The sequence below is a fragment of the Mesobacillus jeotgali genome (assembly GCF_014856545.2).
Lineage (GTDB): Bacteria > Bacillota > Bacilli > Bacillales > Cytobacillaceae > Mesobacillus.
In genome coordinates this window covers 2,182,559-2,198,944 of sequence record NZ_CP109811.1, presented here as the reverse complement: position 1 = coordinate 2,198,944, position 16,386 = coordinate 2,182,559, and the positions used below count along the sequence as shown (strand labels likewise).

Genomic DNA, 16,386 nt, shown 5'->3' with positions numbered 1-16,386 from the left:
ATGAATTTATTAATTCAAACCATCCACCCAATTAATGAACTTTGTTCTATTCCTCTCATACCAATCATTGCATACAAGATATTTTTCATTATGTATAGTAACCGGCTTAGCCCAGTAACGGAAATATCCATTCACTGTTCTTTGCTGTATTAAAGGACCGTCATATGTAACCTTTTTTAGCATCGGATAATTTATGTCAAATAAATTCTTGCAGTGTCTTGCATCCTGTAAAACTCGTACCTTTTCTGGACTTAGTAGGTGGTTGCGTATTATTTGTGCTAATTTTGTTCTTACCAATTCACCTATCTTCTCAGTGCTATCTACTGGTAAAGAGTTAGGCACCTTAATGGATTTGTTCGTTTTGCTTTCTTCAATCTTCTCGTGTTCTCTAATCCATTTTTTCATATACTTAATCTTTTGTTCATCTGTAAGTCCGTCCACTGACGCTTCCAGCAATATATTAAAGGTTATCTTAAATGTCTTTTTATCCATCATTTTTCTCCTTAGTTATCTTTAACTATTCTTCTACATCAATCAAATAAATCCTTTCCCTAAACCCGCCTCTCTCCTCAGCTTTTCTTTTGCGTATTTCATCAATCTGATCAAATGTATAACCATGGACTTTTGCTATTGAATGCATAACTTCTAGCAAGTCCGCCAGTTCTTCAGCTGCTTCTTGATTGCTGGCACTCTGTGCGTACTCATTCATCTCCTCAAATGCTTTATTTCTCAGTTCTTTTATGTATTCCTCATGTGATAGTGTTCTAATGTTAAATGATTTACCTGATTGATGAATGATTTCAGGTATTCGGTCTCGGACTAGCTTGTTATATACCTTTGACTTGCCAATACTTAAACCATTAATCCACTTCCTGAAAAAATCCCAATCCCGGACAGAACCATCTTCATTTAAAACTCCAAGATAGGTTCCATCCCCTTTCCCAACCTGCCAAATTGCCTGTGCCGAATTAGGTTTATCTGTAATCCCTTGCTGCATCACATATTCAATAAATGCTTGCTTTCCCGGCTTAACGTTCTCTGCAACGTAGGCAACTAAATAAATATCAATACAGCTAACACCTAAAGCATTGGGATCCTGATTTAAAATATGCTGTTTTACAAGATTCGTTCTGCGCTCCTTTGTCGGTGCATTCATCACTTCTCTTTTGATTTTACTAATCTGATAAGCTGCATAACTCCTCTTTTCCCACTGCTTTAATTGACTTACATCCCCATCAACTACAATCAATTTATCAATGACATTTTTCAAATTGGACACAGTTGGAATAACATTTAGATGAATACTTCTGCCTCTTAAGTTTCCTGGCAAATCAAATTTTTCCTGAGTAAAAGATGCCATGTCTTTTTCCCTCAATTCAGAATATATTTTAGTTAAATTATACCATTCAGCTTATCCAAGTGATATATTCATAGAAAAAGGGAGTGTTATATTTATGGCTATAAAGATGTTTGCTGAAATCCTAAAATATCCCTACGTAATCGTTTATGACACCGCTACTGGAAATAAGCTGCATAAGACAAGCTGCTCCTATATCACAAAAAAGAATTTTGATTTGAAAGTGATCATTAATCAGGAGAAGAACGGTTACTATCGGCCTCTGGAACACCTTGAAGGAATAAACGATCAATCCGTTAAACCATGTAAAGTGTGCAAACCAACCCTGGGATAGAAGTATGTAAGAATGCAAAAAGAAACAGCAAAAGGCAGACCAAATAGTCTGCCTTCAATAACCCTTTTGTTGAATCATCTCCATCAACTTCTTAAAAACCCCTGAAGGATTTCTCTCCAATTGATCAATCGAAATTACTTCTTCTACACTATTTTGAATAAACCGGATTTCCCTCTTCTTCTTATCCATGATCACTTTGATATCCTTAATCTTATACTCTGAAATTCCAGAAGCCCGGTCTAGATTCTCATGATCCAGGTCAATCCTAATTTGATCAGAGACCCTCCTAAGCATACGCCAAATGGTCATCTCTTCCTTGGACTTCATGAATAATTCAGGAAGTTCCTGCGCTTCCTTTAGAGTATTTAAGGTCGTCATCACATAGGTTGATATGCCGTAATTAACGGGCCTAATGTTCTGCTTCAGCCTAGACCAGGGTGCTGCATGAAAACGCATATATTCGTCTGTTCCATCATGATAAGGCCTAACATCTTTAATCTTCGCATAAAGCTGAACGCCATTATCAGTATTTAAGCTGTTTTTAACATACAAGGCTATATACTCAGCTTCCTGCCAACCTTTCCTTAATTGCTTTACAGGAATTTGATAATAGGCTTCTTTGATGAATTGATCATAACTCTCTTGATCGGAAACCAGCCCTACCAACACCATTTGATCCAGGCTCGACTGCCATTCTTCATGCGCACCCCTTGGCAGGATCCCTTCCTTTTGAATCTCCTCTGGGCTCTTATCGATCAATCTTTCTACAAAACGTTCAACCATATTCGTGGCATTCGGAAGAAAAGGCAGCCCACCTATATTCACTTTATCAATACTCTTGTAAAAATGGTGCTCTTCATAGACGTTTTCATCAAACCATGGGAATAACACATAAGCTCCAAAAGCGGTTCTCTCAAATGGACCCCCATTTGTCGTAACAATCGAATCACGATAGCGGTGCATTGTATTAATATCATCTTCCATGGGACCGGGTGTCTTATATCGTTTCTGATAAAAGCTGTCTTCCTGAGCATAATCAATTCGATACTTAGCATCAAAAATATAATGGTACTTGTAATCCTTTCCCTTCTTCTCAATGCTCAGCATCGTATCAGGTATTTGCGATACAGTCGGCAAGCTAGTCTCCCGTTTTTGGTACGCTAAAATGATTTCTTCATTTGTTACAGGGTGCCTGAATATTCTTCTTGCCGTTTTATTTGCTTCCAGATTTACAAACAGCCCTTCCCTATTAACTTGAACTATATCCTGGCTAATAAGCTTATACTTACGGCTAAGAATCTGTCCGAGCTTCAAGAAAGTCCAATATTCATAGAGAGTGGCAACATCCTTCACCGACATTCGGTACAGCTTTCCCTGCAGCATCAATCCTTTTGACACAGTTAAATAGATTTGAAAAGCGTCCCGATAACCGGGTGCCATTTGCAGTACCAGACTCATAACCGATCGGTCCAACTTGCCAATAGATTTCCAAAAAGGACTGCTCATCTTTGACTTTAACTGTTTGGACATCGATTCAATTTTCTCAACTAAGTCATAATCTGGCTTCTCTCTGGTCCACCTGTTTTTACTCACAATAGAGTCCATTAAATCATCTAGCTTTTGTTTAATCCGCTCAATCATCCACTTAACATAGCGGTTCTCCAAAGTATCATATGTCAGCTCTTTTTTGATTTTCAACCCTTCAGAAGGCATCACCGTCCTGCCATGAACAGCAATCCCTTTTGAAACATCGACAAAGACGTTCGCACGCTTCCGCAAAAAATTCCTGCTAACAGAGTCTTGCTTCCTCAGCTGGTCCCCACGTGCTTTTTCATACGTCTTCTCTAATTTATGATGAGGTTGGAATTCAATTCTCGCAACAGCCTGGAGAAATTGATGAAAATGCTCACTAATCAGCCGGTAAAATTCCGCTTTCGACGGATTCCCCTCCAGCCTTAACCTGGCACCCAAATACGTTTTTCGAATAAAGTGAAAAGCCAGGTTATAGATTTCATCATTCACTTCCTCTAAAAGCTTCTGATAATCCTTTTTATAATCGAGTTTAACAGGGAAAATCTCCAGCGTGACTTCAAGAATCTCCTTACCATCCGCCCTAATTTCGAACGATGTAAACCCAACCTCATTCTGAAACTGCAGATTCCCCATTAAAATAGAATGGCTGCCAATTGGCACCGTAGAGACGGCTTGTCTGATAAGAGGATATTCGTGATAAAAAGTGAACTCCCGATCATCTTTCGGAACGACGATCAACTGATAGACCCCATTTTCAAAGAAGATTGGTCTTTGATCAGAGGGAGTTACCAGCTCCTGATTGGCGATATCATAAACCTTGATCTCTTGTATGCCATCTCCATTTACCGTAAAATCCATCACATCATGACGGTCCATAGCCTTATATTGTCGTAAACCTTCATACCGCTCATGATAAGGTTTTCCCTTTATCACTAATGAAAGATCCTCGGTCTCTATTTTTACTAATTCAACATCATCACGAGATCCAGAAGGAAGTAAAGCCATCGTTTCTTAACCTCCCAAGCATTTCAGCAACCTTTGCTGCGCTTCGTGGATACTTGGCATTTTGAATGTCAATTTGGCAATCTTCTTCATACTCTTGATTCGCAAACAGACTAAAAAGTCCCCTCAGCAATTGTTCCACTCGAGTATCGCTGCCTGCAATTCGCGGGAGAATTTTCTGCAAGATGCAGTGGTCAAATGCCGGTTCAAACTTCATTAAACTCGATTCTTCATTGTATGCAAGATAAAAACAAATCTCATCCCGGACGCGGTAACCCACATGTGCATTAATCAACTGGAGCGATTCATTAATCCTAACCAGTTCATCCGTTGCCCTGATCACAATTTCTTTATTATCTTTATATACATCTTTCAAATGAAGATACTTAGAAGCAAAACGATCCTCACCAATGACCTTCGGCTCCACTTCTTCAAGCTCAGTTAAAAAGGCCAGGTTACCAAGATGAACACGATTAAACTCAATCGTATTTGCCCGATCCAATACCTTTTTGCTGAATGGATGCGTCGTTTCATCCATATTAACAGTACCGATAATATAAAGATTGTTTGGAAGTGTAAGATCCTCCCCATACACATCACTTGAGAGGAGAGTAGAAGAAACAACCTCCCCATTCTCCCACTTACGGCTTTCCATCACGCTTAAAATATCACTAAAATAATACTCCACACGCGCCAGGTTCATCTCATCCATTAGAACAAAATAAGGTAACTCAGGATTCTGGTGGGCGTTCTTGATCACCTTCGTTAAAGGACCTTCTTTAAACTCACCTTTGATATCAACATAACCCAATAAATCAGAACCATCATTCCAATCTGGACGTATCGGGATTAAACTAAATTGACCATTTTTTTCAGTCGCTCCTACACTTTCAGCAAACCATTGAACAATTTTGGTTTTACCTGTTCCGGAAATACCTGAGATGATCACGAAAGGTTTTGTTTTTAGGGTTAAGAAGAGATTAATGATTTCGTCCTTTTCGTAATAAAAACCTTTTCCCTTAATAAAAGAATAAATATGAGAAACTAAATCATTGTACGAGAGGTATTCGAATTTTTCTCTAGTTACATCATGTGGATTTTCACTCATAATATCTCCCTCATACCTAGAAGGCACACTGCCATTCTTAATCAAAATAAAGTTCTCGTAAATATTAATCATTTCTTCTAGGTCTGCCACTAGTTCACTCTCATCCGGCATGTTTTCATATTCATAAGGAATATAAAGCGCAGTAGATTGCGCGTAAGCCTTTGCCCTTGGACTATTACCTAAATAAAGATCATCATCCTTCCTTACTTTGCTGGAAAGAGGAACAGATTCACGTATTTCTTCTTTTATTTTATACATGGCCTCTCGTGAAGTTTCGGTAACTCCCTGAGCTAGAGTTAGATATACCCTACTCATATTCTCACTGAAGAGGTAAACAATATAGTAGCCTCTTTGGGTTGACACTGTGACAGATCTATTCATTATTGCAAACCAAGGTACATGAGCCCATACACCCTGTCCTACAGAGCCAGTGACAACATAGTCAGTTGGAGGTACAATAGGTAATCGAGTAAACTCCGCTGGTACGTCATTCCTTACAAACGTTCCGAGTGGATGACCTCCAAAAGGCTCTCTTTTTGCTTGCAAGTACTCATTCATTACTTTTAATAAGCTTGCTCTTAAATTACTTTGCATACCGTTCTCCCTCTTCTATTGATACCTGCTTGTAATAAATAACTATCAGACCGTGTAATTTAGTTTTTCACATATACGGACTCCAAACTTCAGATATCCCATTTAAATTTGAAAACTTGTATAAATCTATCAATTTTTCTTGATTATAAAATTCAAAATGAGGTTGATTATCTTCCTTTAATTTAAAAGCTAAATCCTCGTTACGGCCCAGTATATTATTGAGATAAACTTCCTCTGCAAGTTTATCGTTCTTTTTTAAGTTACATGTTTGGCAAGACAAAACCAAGTTCCAAAGGTTATCGCTTTGTATAAAACTCCAAGGAATGAAATGGTCAACATGGATCAAATTGTTCTTAGCAACATTAAGAGGTTTACCACAATAAAAACAAATTTTTTCTTCATATTGATATAGGATGGTTAAAAAGTGGTTTAATGACTCTCTTTTGGAGACGTTCTCCACTTTATTAAGTAAATAGTTAATATTAGGTATTTGATTGTTTCTTTCTAAAAAAAGAGCTAGGTGATAATTGGTCATGTATGTGATTATCCTTTGATGCCTTTGAATAAATTTATAGACCGGTATATTGAAACGAAGATACTCTAGTTTAAGATCAAACTCATAAAAAAACTTCCCTGTATCAGAGTAAAAGGCTCCTATCACGTATCTCTTTCCTGCTTTTTTAATTTTTTTCACAATTTCTATTTGAGCATTAGACGGCAGTTTATCAAAAGTAAGATCTTGAGGTATTGAGTAAGATTTCGCAAATTCTTCTATGATCTTTTGAATACTAGATTTTTGTGTTTTACTTGACGATTGCCATAGTGAATGGTGAATAACAAGATTCCAATATATTTTAGTAAATGAATAAAATAAATGATCATAATTTAATTCTAACTTTTCATTAACCATATACAAATTTTCCAAGAATGACTTTAATAGACCAAATTTGTAGGACATTGTTACATTTGACCGAAAAAAGAAGTTATTAAGGGCAATCCAAATATCCTCATCGGTTATATAACTTTGTTGTATTTCCCCAATCTTTAAATTCCAACTCAATTTGCTTCACCTCATTACTAACTTAAAAATCTTTTTCTTCCAAAACATTGGTAAAATATAATTGTAACTAATTTGGTATTTTTTTAATATAACTATGTTAAAATTTTAATATATTCGACATATTTCTATATAAGGTGATTAAAAATGAAAGAAATTACAAGAAGAGAAACTGAGCTTCTAGCAAGAATCTGCAATGAAAATGGTATTCCCTTAAAGCTAGCGAGAGATCTTATTAAAACTGCTGAATCCTATTCTTATAAAAATGTTTCAGCTGGAGAGAGAAATAAGGAATACTTGGACTTGATAAAGTACAATTTTAAAAATGAATCATAAGGTGAGATTATGTTAATAAAAAAACTTATATTTGATAGTTATAAGACATACTACGGTCACCAAGAAATTGACCTCTATATTCCAAAGGATGTCCGTGAGCAAGAAGGGAAAAATATTATTCTCCTTGGCGGACTTAATGGTGCCGGTAAGACTACGATACTGAAAGCAATCCTTTATGTTTTGTTTGGTAAAAGAGGCTTAAGTGATACTGAATATAAACGATTATTTTCCAATGTAATTAATAATACATTTTTCAGTGAAGGTGGCCGAGAGTGCTCTGTTTCTCTAATTTTAGAGACGGATTCTGGGGAAGAATGGGATCTTCGTGTTAAATGGTTTTTTGACCAATATAAGCGAATGACACATGAGGAGCGAGAACTTAAAGTTAAAAAATCCTCATTTAGTAAAACAAAACATGCAAGGATCGATAATATCGAAGTATTCAATAAGTTCATTGATCGGATTATTCCTTATCATGCTGCTCCTTTCTTCATCTTTGATGGTGAGGAAATAAAAGATATTATACTTCGTCAAAATAGCAACGAAATGAAGGAAGCAATTCAAAAAATAACTGGTATGGAAGCTTACAAACAGTTACTAGATGATCTCAAATCCTTAAAAGCTTCATTAGAGAATAAATTAGCAAGAGCAGTAAGCAAGTCTGCATTGAGTAACATTAAACTCGAAAAAGATAAATTAGATACAACAATTAAAGACTTAGAAGAAAAAAGAGATAATTATTTAAATGAAAAAAGGAAAATAGACAGTCTTATTAAGGAAGCCAGGAACCAGCGGAATAATAAAATATCACTAAACTCTAAATCTCGTGAAGTGTTTATTCAAAGACAATCCAGACTGACTACTGAACTTGAGTTAGCAACTAAGGAACTTAACAATTTCCTAAATAACAACATGATTTATATTTTATTAGGTCAAAAAATTAGCAAACTAAAGAAGCAGTTAAAGTACGAAAATGAAATAAGCCATAAACGTATTTTGCAAAATGCTTCTTTAGAGCCTTATCGTAACTTTATAAGTCAACTTCTCAGCAAGAGTATTACTCCTCCCCTTTCAGAGGATCAAATTAAACAAATTAAGAAATTGGGAGAAGATGTTTGGATTAGAGAGAACCATATTAGGTATGCAATTCCTGAGGATTTCACAGAAGTTCATGATTTAACAAATAGTGAGTACAATTATTTAATGAATTTGCCAATCAAGAATAAACTTGAACTAACTAATCTCATCAATAAGATAGAAAAATCACAGCAAGAATTGATTTCCCTTGAGACTGAAATCAGAAATGCGCCGGAAGCTGTTAATATTGACAAGGAAAACGAAAAGATTGATGTACTGGTTAAAAAAGTTGGTGTTATAGATAACAGGCTTAAGATTGTTAATAGTAAACATAGAACTGCTGTTGAAGAGAGAAGTAATTTAATGAACAAAGCTTCTCGCCTCTCTAGCCAGGATGAAAATCTCGAAGAAGTTCAGACTCAATTAGAGAATGTTTCCAAAACAATTAATTCAATGAGCCAATATATCTCTGAAGTAGTTGATATGAAGGCAGCCTTTATTAAAGAGCAATTTGCCTTTATGTTGAAGAAGCTATTTAGAAAACAAGATGAATTCGGAAAGATCGAATTTGACGTTGATACCTATACCATCCGCCTCTTTAACGATCGAATGCAGGAGATCAGTGTTCATGAACGATCAGCTGGTGAAATGCAAATGATTTCATCAGCGTTAATATGGGCATTAACTAAAGCTTCTGACTTGTCCTTGCCGATGGTTATTGATACTCCATTAGGCCGCCTGGATAGTTATCATAGGAATCACTTGATCAACCATTATTATAAAGAACTAAGCGACCAAGTGATCATCTTATCAACAGATACGGAAATAACTGAAGAGTATGTAGCCTTAATGGAGGAAAACTCATACAAGCAATACATGCTAGACTATAATGAATCTAAAAAATACACCATTGTGCGTGATGGATATTTTGAATTTGTAAGAAGGTGATCGAATGTCTAATCGAAGAATGCAATTATCAGAAGAAGGTAAAGAAATACTCGATTTAATTGCTGACATTATGGAAATAGAACGGCCGATGGCAGTTAAAATTGCACTTGCAAAAGGAATTGCCATGGCAAATGGACCAATTTCTGATGAGTTCCAGAGCGGGAAAAAATGGACTATTCCAGATAATATCATTAAAGATAAAGAGTTTCTCTTATATAAACACTTAATAGTAAGCGAAATAAACAGACCATTGAATGATGATGAATTGCATAAACATATGCTGTTATTCATTGAAAAAGGATTGCGTATTCTTAGGGAAATTCACCAAAACAAAACATCAATGGAAGACTTTAGATTGGCAATTCTATAACAAAAATCCCACCGTTAATCCGGTGGGATTTTTGTTTTATATTCTTTCTGTCAGAGGTGATATATCAACTACTGTTACTGTAGGAGTCGATAACGTACCATTTTCTGTTTGTATAGGTCCATGAACTATACATTGTCCCTTTCTTAAGGTGGCCAACTTATTTTCCCAATACTTTTTATCCTGAGGATCCTTGGATAAACTAGATGCAATTGTAGACAGCTCCTGTTCAGGAGGAGAAAAATAAATTTTCTCTGAAGAATTTTGTAATCTTGCCAGTTCGTCAGAATCCAATTGAGATTTCAGGAATTGAGTCGCATACCATGCAGACCAACCAAACTTTCTCCCCTCAGTCAGAATTCTTGCTGATGGGGACTTTTCTGTATGATCCAAATTTTGTGCTTCATCCATAATAACTGGCATCGGTTTGTTTTTATTTCCAAATCTAACTGAATAGTTCCATAGGTCCCACAGGATAAATTCTGTAATCATAAGTTGGACATCCCTAGGAAAACCAGTTAATTGAATAATATATACCTGCCCATTACTATCAACAATATCTTTCCAACTAAAAGATTGATCATTGTTAAATGGATTTCTATCAATTAAAGGTCTGATTTGAGACAATGCAGTTTTAGCATAGGAAGATCCATCTTCTTCTAATGTCTCTTTTAGTTTAGAAAGATCCATATGTTCTCCATACTTGTTTAACCCGTTTAAAACAGCTTCATAAATGGCATTTTGTTGCTGAATTCCCAGAGACTTATAAACAGCAGCGAATACACTCTTAATTCTCTCTGCCACATCGGTGTCAGATTCAGGAAGTTGGATTCCACCTATATCTCTTTGGTTCTTTTGGAAAGGGTTAATAGGAAGCTTCTCACTATACACAATTTTTTGTGTTATTTTGTTACCAAGGTATTCAACAAATTCTGGTTCTAACTGGTTTGGAAGAAATCCTTCAGTATAATCAATCACTATACTTGGAATACCCATTTTAGATTTCTCTAGGAGAAGACACTGCATAAAGTATGTCTTCCCTTGACCAGATTTTCCTGAAATCAGCAAATGCCTGTTAGCAAGCCCTTTATTTCCATATTCCCAGAAAATTTCTTTATTTGAATTTTCTGCTTTACCAATTTTAATCCGCAATTTTTCCAATGACTCAGCTTTTTCTTGATTAAAATCTTCTCTATTAACTGTACTATCTGAAGTTTCGACAGTGCCCCCGGTCTCTTCTTCATCTCCATCCTGTTCTTGCTCATGGACATCTTCAGTTTCTCTATCATCTAATTTAATTTTCTTTCCCGTCGAATCCCCATTCGTAGTTTCATATTCCTCATGAATGTTACCAGTAACTAAAAGCTTCTCTTCAGTTTCTGTTTCTATAATCGTTTCTCCAGCTCGGTATTTCACTGATAACATATCTTCTTTAACAAAGTCATTAGGCTCGTTTTGGATCCAATTTCTCATTGTATTAATTGGAATAATCAAACCTTCATAACCATCATTTTCTGTTAAGTTTAATAACTGGATGCCATCCTCAAGTTGGGCACTTCTATGATAAGCATTTTTCTGAAATGACAAGATCGCACCCATTCCGATATAGTCTCGGAATGTACTTGTAATTTTATAGTCATCCTTAAGGAGCTTTTCGATGACGTCAGAAGTCAACTCATAGCTCTTTTCATTCCAAAATTCGCTTGAATGAAGCTTATAGGCATTCGCAATTAACAATTGAGCAAAGAAGTTACGATAAAACTTGGCTGTAAAGGAATTTGCGTTTTCCCCGGTAAGAGTGTTGTATAGCAATTCGGAGGTTTTCTGAACTTGTTTTCTCGCTTTATCTAAGACTTCCCCTTTATTTATACCAATCTTTACTTCAACCGGATAGAAATGCAATGAGACTTCCCCATTGTAATTCTCCAAACCTAACAATAGAAGATCGTCACTATGGCTCCCTTTGACGCCTAAATTTTTAGCGGTAAATACACCCTCAGATTTATTTAGACTTACTGCACCTGCAACCCTAAGTATTTCTTCCAAAGAAATAGGTACCCACAGAATATTCGGATGGTCAAAATACGACACCGAATACTTTATTGCAGAAATAATACTCAATTTTTCTCGATCAAAATGACCTTTGCTCCCAATAATCCGTAACAGCCATTCTCCGTTAAAGGTATTAAAAGCCTTTATCGTATTAAAGACATTATCATCGGTTCCTTTTATATCTTTGTTTTTGAGGAATTCTTTAATTACTGCATAATACTGATTTGATTTATCCGTAACTGTTATTGCATCATATCTACTTGATGAGGAATATTGATCACTATAGTGAATTACAACCAGGTTTTCATCAAATTTATCAAAAAACTCCAAATCCATTGATGGGTCTACGAATGTTACCCAGTAAGAAGAGTTAAAGATGTTTTTTAGCAGCTCTTCATCCGCAGTTGTTGTTCTTGAAAAAATTGCTTCTCCCTTTCTATAGCTATCATGGCCGCCATTTCGAAGGTTTGCAGCTAACTCATTGACCAAGAAGGAAGTACATGCTAAGTAATTCTGGTCATCAAGTGTGTAATTTTTTGTACCAAAACCACTTTTGTAGTTTTCTTCGTCTTTCATTGATGGAACACTTGCATATAAACCATCTATCGCTATACCTGTTGTCATATCCTTCATAGGCTGTACAGCGTGTTTCTCTTGTGCATGCATCTTATAAAAAGAAATATGTGCGTATCTAAAATCATTTAACGATTTTTGCTTAAAGTAGAACAATCTCTCACGAATTGTTCTTAATACTTCATCTTCATCAAGGTCTTTCACTTTAAGCTTAACATTGAAATTCGTTTCAAATTCGCTGACAGTTTCAGTTCGTGAGTAAAGATCAAAGGAACTTTCAAAATCATCATCATTATATAGTGTGATTTCAATAGGTTTTAGGCTTTCCTTTCCACCGCTTTCAATTTCCTTGATCATCCACTGAAGGATCCCTCTCAAAACCTCCTTATCATTGGAGATATTAATTACATTGATTTGTAGTGGGGCCATGGACTTTTGAATAAATAAATAAGCGAAATGCTCTTTAAACTGAGAGATTTTATCATTAACCACTTTTGCTAGATATAAATTGGCATCTGATACAGATACTCTATTTACAGGCTTAAAGCATAACCATTCCATGGCAGCTTGTTGATGATCTGGTTTATATAAATGATTTTTTTCGTAAAGAAAAGGTATTAATGCATCAGGGCTTAACCTATTTAATATACTGTTTTCTATTTCTTCACCTTCCAGTAGTTCATATAATTTTAATTTAAATGCAACCATCAACGGGTGGAAAGGAGAAAAATAAATTTGTCCGTTTGCGTGAATAGTTCCTAGACTAAATAAATCTACACCTTTGCTCCCTGCAGGCACTCCACTCTGAAAATCGTTGATCGCTTTTTGGTATTCATTAATATATTCTAAAGCTCTAGCCCTGTATTCTTCAGTTATTGTACAGAGACTCGGAATTGAATTTCTTATTTTAAAGTAGGTAACAAATCTGCTATAAGCTTCTCTTAAATCATCATTTAACTTAATATCAGTACTTTTTAATTCATCTGATTCAAAAATTGCAAATCTCATACCCTCTTCTACCCAAAGGTCTTCCCATTCAAAAAAATTACGATATTCAGGATGGAAATAAAATTCTCTGTTTTCCAATATCAGTCTATTGTTTTCTTTAATCCACTGAATATCTTTACCAGTCTCTCTTATCAGTTTCCAAATTCTTTGACCTGTAATAGGCATTGAATCAGGCAATTCATTTTTCAGTAAAAAAGGAAGGGTCACTTGATCAAACTCTATATACAAGCTTAATTCATCATTGTCATTGTATGCTTCCGGTAAAGGAATGACAGTTAGCTTCATATCTTGTGTAAGAGAATGTTTCTCCTTATCACTTCTGATTTCCACTTTCTTATTTTCAAATCCATCCCCAAAACTAAATTCATCTGCATCAAACTGAATTTCTAAAAATCCGCTATCGACATTGACTAAATAGCTTGATTTAAATGAATCAATATATAATGGATTAATAGGTATTAATGCTATGAAAAATTCTGTTCCTAAAGAAGCTTTCTTTTCATGCTTGTAAGAAAACTTGTGAAAAGTAACCTCATTTTGGATCGGTGTAAGTCTTACACCAATATTTTTATTCTTAACATTTATTTCAATACCATTAGAGTTTTTCGGATAATTTAAATACTCTTTAGAAAGGCTTTTTATTTCGCCAAATAAATTAAAACTGATATCGAGATCAATTGAATTATTTTCGTCACCAGTAAAAATTACAATATGTCTTTTTCTTTTTCCTGCTGCTGTTTCTTTTTGTGGGCGATTCCATACCTTCAATTTACCTTTAATGTTCAGGCCTGAATACTCGATTTTTTTCTTCTTCTCGACAACTTTAAATTTATTTACCTTAGGATATTCAATATCCTTCCATCGTTCACCTTGAAGTTCTTTTGCACCTTCAGAAGTGAAACGCTTTTCGAGTTCCTCTTCTCCTAAACCAAGATCATGAACTTTTCGTACAAAGTCATATAGTTCTCTATTTTCTTTCAATCTTTCCTTTTGATCTTTCCCCTTAAAAGTACTAAGGTCCGGATCTTTAAAAAGACCAAATTTGGAATATTCATCATTACCTATTGACCCTTTTTGTAAAGTTGAGAAAATATCCTCAAACTCAAAAAAGGTTATTTGTTGAAAAGCTTGATCTTTCATCAGGTTTTCCAGATTATCTAATAAAATGATCTGATCAACCTTAGGTATAACACTATTTTCAATTTCGGTCTTTAAATTATTGAATAAGGAGTTTGGATGTAAAGGCATTCCTTCCTTTTGCAAATCACTGCTTCCACCCTGTATTGAATCCAATTGCTCAGACACAATACTTAACAAGGCTGTATTTTTCCAGACTCCTTCTTGTTCTCCTACCAGATTCCTTAAGGTGACTAAAAAGTCTGGTGTAACATTGTTAGAAGTATAAGCAATAACCAACTGTACCGAACCGAAAGGGATTGAAAATGTTACATATTCTTCACCAAGTTCATGCTTATAATTAAACCTTTTAGTGCCTTGGATTAACTTTAAGCTTTCTACCAGATTCTTGACATCACTATCTCGATCTAGTTGTAAATAGTATCGATCCCCATCATTAACGCCTGTATCCCTGAAATAATTTACAAGCAATGTAGAAATATATTTATAAAATTGGTTTGACATATTGTGCATCACCACTATCACTTTTTTTATCAAGAAGGTTCTGTTTATCAAATAATGTTAATATCTCCTTCTTGGAATAACGGTCGAACTTAACTCCCCTTTTTTCAAATTCAACGAAAAGATCGTTTAAAGGAATTCTTTTATCTTTTACTGATACAGCTGTTAAAAGAAGTAGAAAATCGTGTTTTACGTTAAGAATCGGTCCTAAAGCACCACGATTTTTCAAAAATTGATTCGCGCCCAAATCGTCAATGTTTTTCCCATACTTGTCACATACTGTAGTACTCATACCCTCTCTTAAACAAGAAAAGAGTACCTTAAATGCATCTGGAACTGTTTCCGAACGATCCTCGACCTTTATCTTAGCCCATTCAGAGTAATCAGCAATCCACAGCTTAAGATCTTTTAAGAATGCTTCCTCATATTCAGGCCCTTTTTCCTGGATCTTCTTATAGAGTTCGGCATAAGGCGTAAAGTTTACTTGATCAACCTCATCATAATTAGTCATATTAAAGTCATTGTGACTTAAGTGAGAGATAGTATGGATATGAGGGAATAAATTTATTGCATGTTCCTTGATGAACTTATATCCTTCAAGATCGTCGGCAGGTTTTCTCCTTTTGGTAATTGATTCCCAATCTAACGAGAAATACAATGGCTGTGTTTGATTATAGTCAGCATCTGTAAACTGCTCAAATTTTATTAGAAGCTGACAAGCATACATAAAGACATAGTAATGCGTTAGAAGTGGAAACGAAGTTAGAAAATAATCTTTATACCTGCTCAAATAAACTAGATCTTCCTGATATTGTTTAACTAATGAACTAAGAATGGAGACATACTGTTCTTTAGGTCTTTTATTGTTTTTCTCTTCAAGATTCCCCATTTTTTCAAGAATAAGTTCGGTTAATACATCATCTGCTTCCTTATTATTGAAGACATCTTTTATGTCACTATTGTCTCCAACTAATACCTCGTTCATAAACTGAGTATACTTCCCAAACTCATTTTTAAGTTTTTTATCTAACTGAATATAATTGAATAAAAATGGATGGATGGGACGTAAATCTTCTTGATTAAAGAGAAACTGATCAAGAAATCTAACGAAATCACCGGCAGCTTCCTCATCATCATCCCAATCAATGGTACTTGCTATGTGCTCACTCAATTCATTCTCATCTTCAGAATGATAGAAATCTTGCTTTGCTATAGCTTTTTCATTATATTTGACCCCACTAACATTCCTTGTAAACTCTCCAAGTAGCTTATTAAATTGACTTCTTATGGCCCCTGTCCGCTTAGACAAAAAAGGTAAGGCATCTAAAGCTTTACCCTGGTCGTGTTTTTTCTTACTATATAATAACTCTTTTAAATCATCTCTTTTTAAAGTTTGAACCAT

The 16,386-nt window shown here is 35.1% G+C and carries 11 protein-coding genes; 4 read left to right on the top strand and 7 right to left on the bottom strand.

Annotated features, from left to right (window positions below):
* Nucleotides 1-9 precede the first annotated feature (9 nt).
* Both FOF60_RS11065 and FOF60_RS24415 read right to left on the bottom strand, forming a co-directional pair.
* On the bottom strand, nucleotides 10-492 hold the full coding sequence (locus FOF60_RS11065) for a hypothetical protein (RefSeq protein ID WP_264647673.1): 483 nt from the start codon (nucleotides 490-492) through the stop codon (nucleotides 10-12).
* A gap of 25 nt (nucleotides 493-517) precedes the next feature.
* Nucleotides 518-1,360 (bottom strand): nucleoside triphosphate pyrophosphohydrolase, encoded by an 843-nt coding sequence (locus tag FOF60_RS24415; RefSeq protein WP_319801575.1) that lies wholly within the window; start codon nucleotides 1,358-1,360, stop codon nucleotides 518-520.
* 94 nt (nucleotides 1,361-1,454) lie between these two features.
* Between FOF60_RS24415 and FOF60_RS11055 the strand changes: the two genes are divergently transcribed.
* On the top strand, nucleotides 1,455-1,691 hold the full coding sequence (locus FOF60_RS11055) for a hypothetical protein (RefSeq protein ID WP_192473161.1): 237 nt from the start codon (nucleotides 1,455-1,457) through the stop codon (nucleotides 1,689-1,691).
* A gap of 54 nt (nucleotides 1,692-1,745) precedes the next feature.
* On the opposite strand, the gene FOF60_RS11050 is transcribed toward FOF60_RS11055, so the two are convergent.
* The 3 genes from FOF60_RS11050 to FOF60_RS11040 form a co-directional block, all read right to left on the bottom strand.
* Nucleotides 1,746-4,229 (bottom strand): restriction endonuclease-like protein, encoded by a 2,484-nt coding sequence (locus tag FOF60_RS11050; RefSeq protein ID WP_192473160.1) that lies wholly within the window; start codon nucleotides 4,227-4,229, stop codon nucleotides 1,746-1,748.
* A complete protein-coding gene (locus tag FOF60_RS11045; protein WP_192473159.1) occupies nucleotides 4,201-5,928 on the bottom strand; it encodes an MrcB family domain-containing protein in 1,728 nt (575 codons plus the stop codon). Before FOF60_RS11045 ends, FOF60_RS11050 begins: the two co-directional genes overlap by 29 nt.
* A gap of 67 nt (nucleotides 5,929-5,995) precedes the next feature.
* Nucleotides 5,996-6,988 carry an HNH endonuclease gene (locus FOF60_RS11040; RefSeq protein WP_192473158.1) on the bottom strand — a complete coding sequence of 331 codons (993 nt, stop codon included), beginning with the start codon at nucleotides 6,986-6,988 and terminating at the stop codon, nucleotides 5,996-5,998.
* A gap of 144 nt (nucleotides 6,989-7,132) precedes the next feature.
* Between FOF60_RS11040 and FOF60_RS11035 the strand changes: the two genes are divergently transcribed.
* From FOF60_RS11035 to FOF60_RS11025, 3 genes are read left to right on the top strand one after another with little or no spacing between them, the layout of a single operon-like run.
* Nucleotides 7,133-7,321, top strand: a complete 189-nt coding sequence (locus FOF60_RS11035) for a DNA modification system-associated small protein (RefSeq protein ID WP_192473157.1) — start codon at nucleotides 7,133-7,135, stop codon at nucleotides 7,319-7,321.
* A 9-nt stretch (nucleotides 7,322-7,330) separates the two neighbouring features.
* Nucleotides 7,331-9,346 (top strand): DNA sulfur modification protein DndD, encoded by a 2,016-nt coding sequence (gene dndD, locus FOF60_RS11030; protein WP_192473156.1) that lies wholly within the window; start codon nucleotides 7,331-7,333, stop codon nucleotides 9,344-9,346.
* 4 nt (nucleotides 9,347-9,350) lie between these two features.
* Nucleotides 9,351-9,716, top strand: a complete 366-nt coding sequence (locus tag FOF60_RS11025; protein WP_192473155.1) for a DndE family protein — start codon at nucleotides 9,351-9,353, stop codon at nucleotides 9,714-9,716.
* Nucleotides 9,717-9,752: 36 nt separating this feature from the next.
* Here FOF60_RS11025 and dptH read toward each other — a convergent pair whose 3' ends face one another.
* Both dptH and dptG read right to left on the bottom strand, forming a co-directional pair.
* A complete protein-coding gene (gene dptH, locus FOF60_RS11020) occupies nucleotides 9,753-14,987 on the bottom strand; it encodes a DNA phosphorothioation-dependent restriction protein DptH (protein WP_192473154.1) in 5,235 nt (1,744 codons plus the stop codon).
* Complete coding sequence (gene dptG / locus FOF60_RS11015) at nucleotides 14,968-16,386, bottom strand: DNA phosphorothioation-dependent restriction protein DptG (protein WP_192473153.1); 1,419 nt, start codon at nucleotides 16,384-16,386, stop codon at nucleotides 14,968-14,970. The genes dptH and dptG overlap by 20 nt, the downstream gene beginning before the upstream one ends.

Excerpts from the sequence above, each read along its gene's own strand:
- FOF60_RS11050 (WP_192473160.1), bottom strand. The coding sequence starts at position 4,229 with ATGGCTTTACTTCCTTCTGGATCTCGTGATGATGTTGAATTAGTAAAA.
- FOF60_RS24415 (WP_319801575.1), bottom strand. The coding sequence starts at position 1,360 with ATGGCATCTTTTACTCAGGAAAAATTTGATTTGCCAGGAAACTTAAGA.
- dptH (WP_192473154.1), bottom strand. The coding sequence starts at position 14,987 with ATGTCAAACCAATTTTATAAATATATTTCTACATTGCTTGTAAATTAT.
- FOF60_RS11025 (WP_192473155.1), top strand. The coding sequence starts at position 9,351 with ATGTCTAATCGAAGAATGCAATTATCAGAAGAAGGTAAAGAAATACTC.
- FOF60_RS11035 (WP_192473157.1), top strand. The coding sequence starts at position 7,133 with ATGAAAGAAATTACAAGAAGAGAAACTGAGCTTCTAGCAAGAATCTGC.
- dndD (WP_192473156.1), top strand. The coding sequence starts at position 7,331 with ATGTTAATAAAAAAACTTATATTTGATAGTTATAAGACATACTACGGT.
- FOF60_RS11055 (WP_192473161.1), top strand. The coding sequence starts at position 1,455 with ATGGCTATAAAGATGTTTGCTGAAATCCTAAAATATCCCTACGTAATC.
- FOF60_RS11045 (WP_192473159.1), bottom strand. The coding sequence starts at position 5,928 with ATGCAAAGTAATTTAAGAGCAAGCTTATTAAAAGTAATGAATGAGTAC.
- dptG (WP_192473153.1), bottom strand. The coding sequence starts at position 16,386 with ATGGTTCAAACTTTAAAAAGAGATGATTTAAAAGAGTTATTATATAGT.
- FOF60_RS11065 (WP_264647673.1), bottom strand. The coding sequence starts at position 492 with ATGGATAAAAAGACATTTAAGATAACCTTTAATATATTGCTGGAAGCG.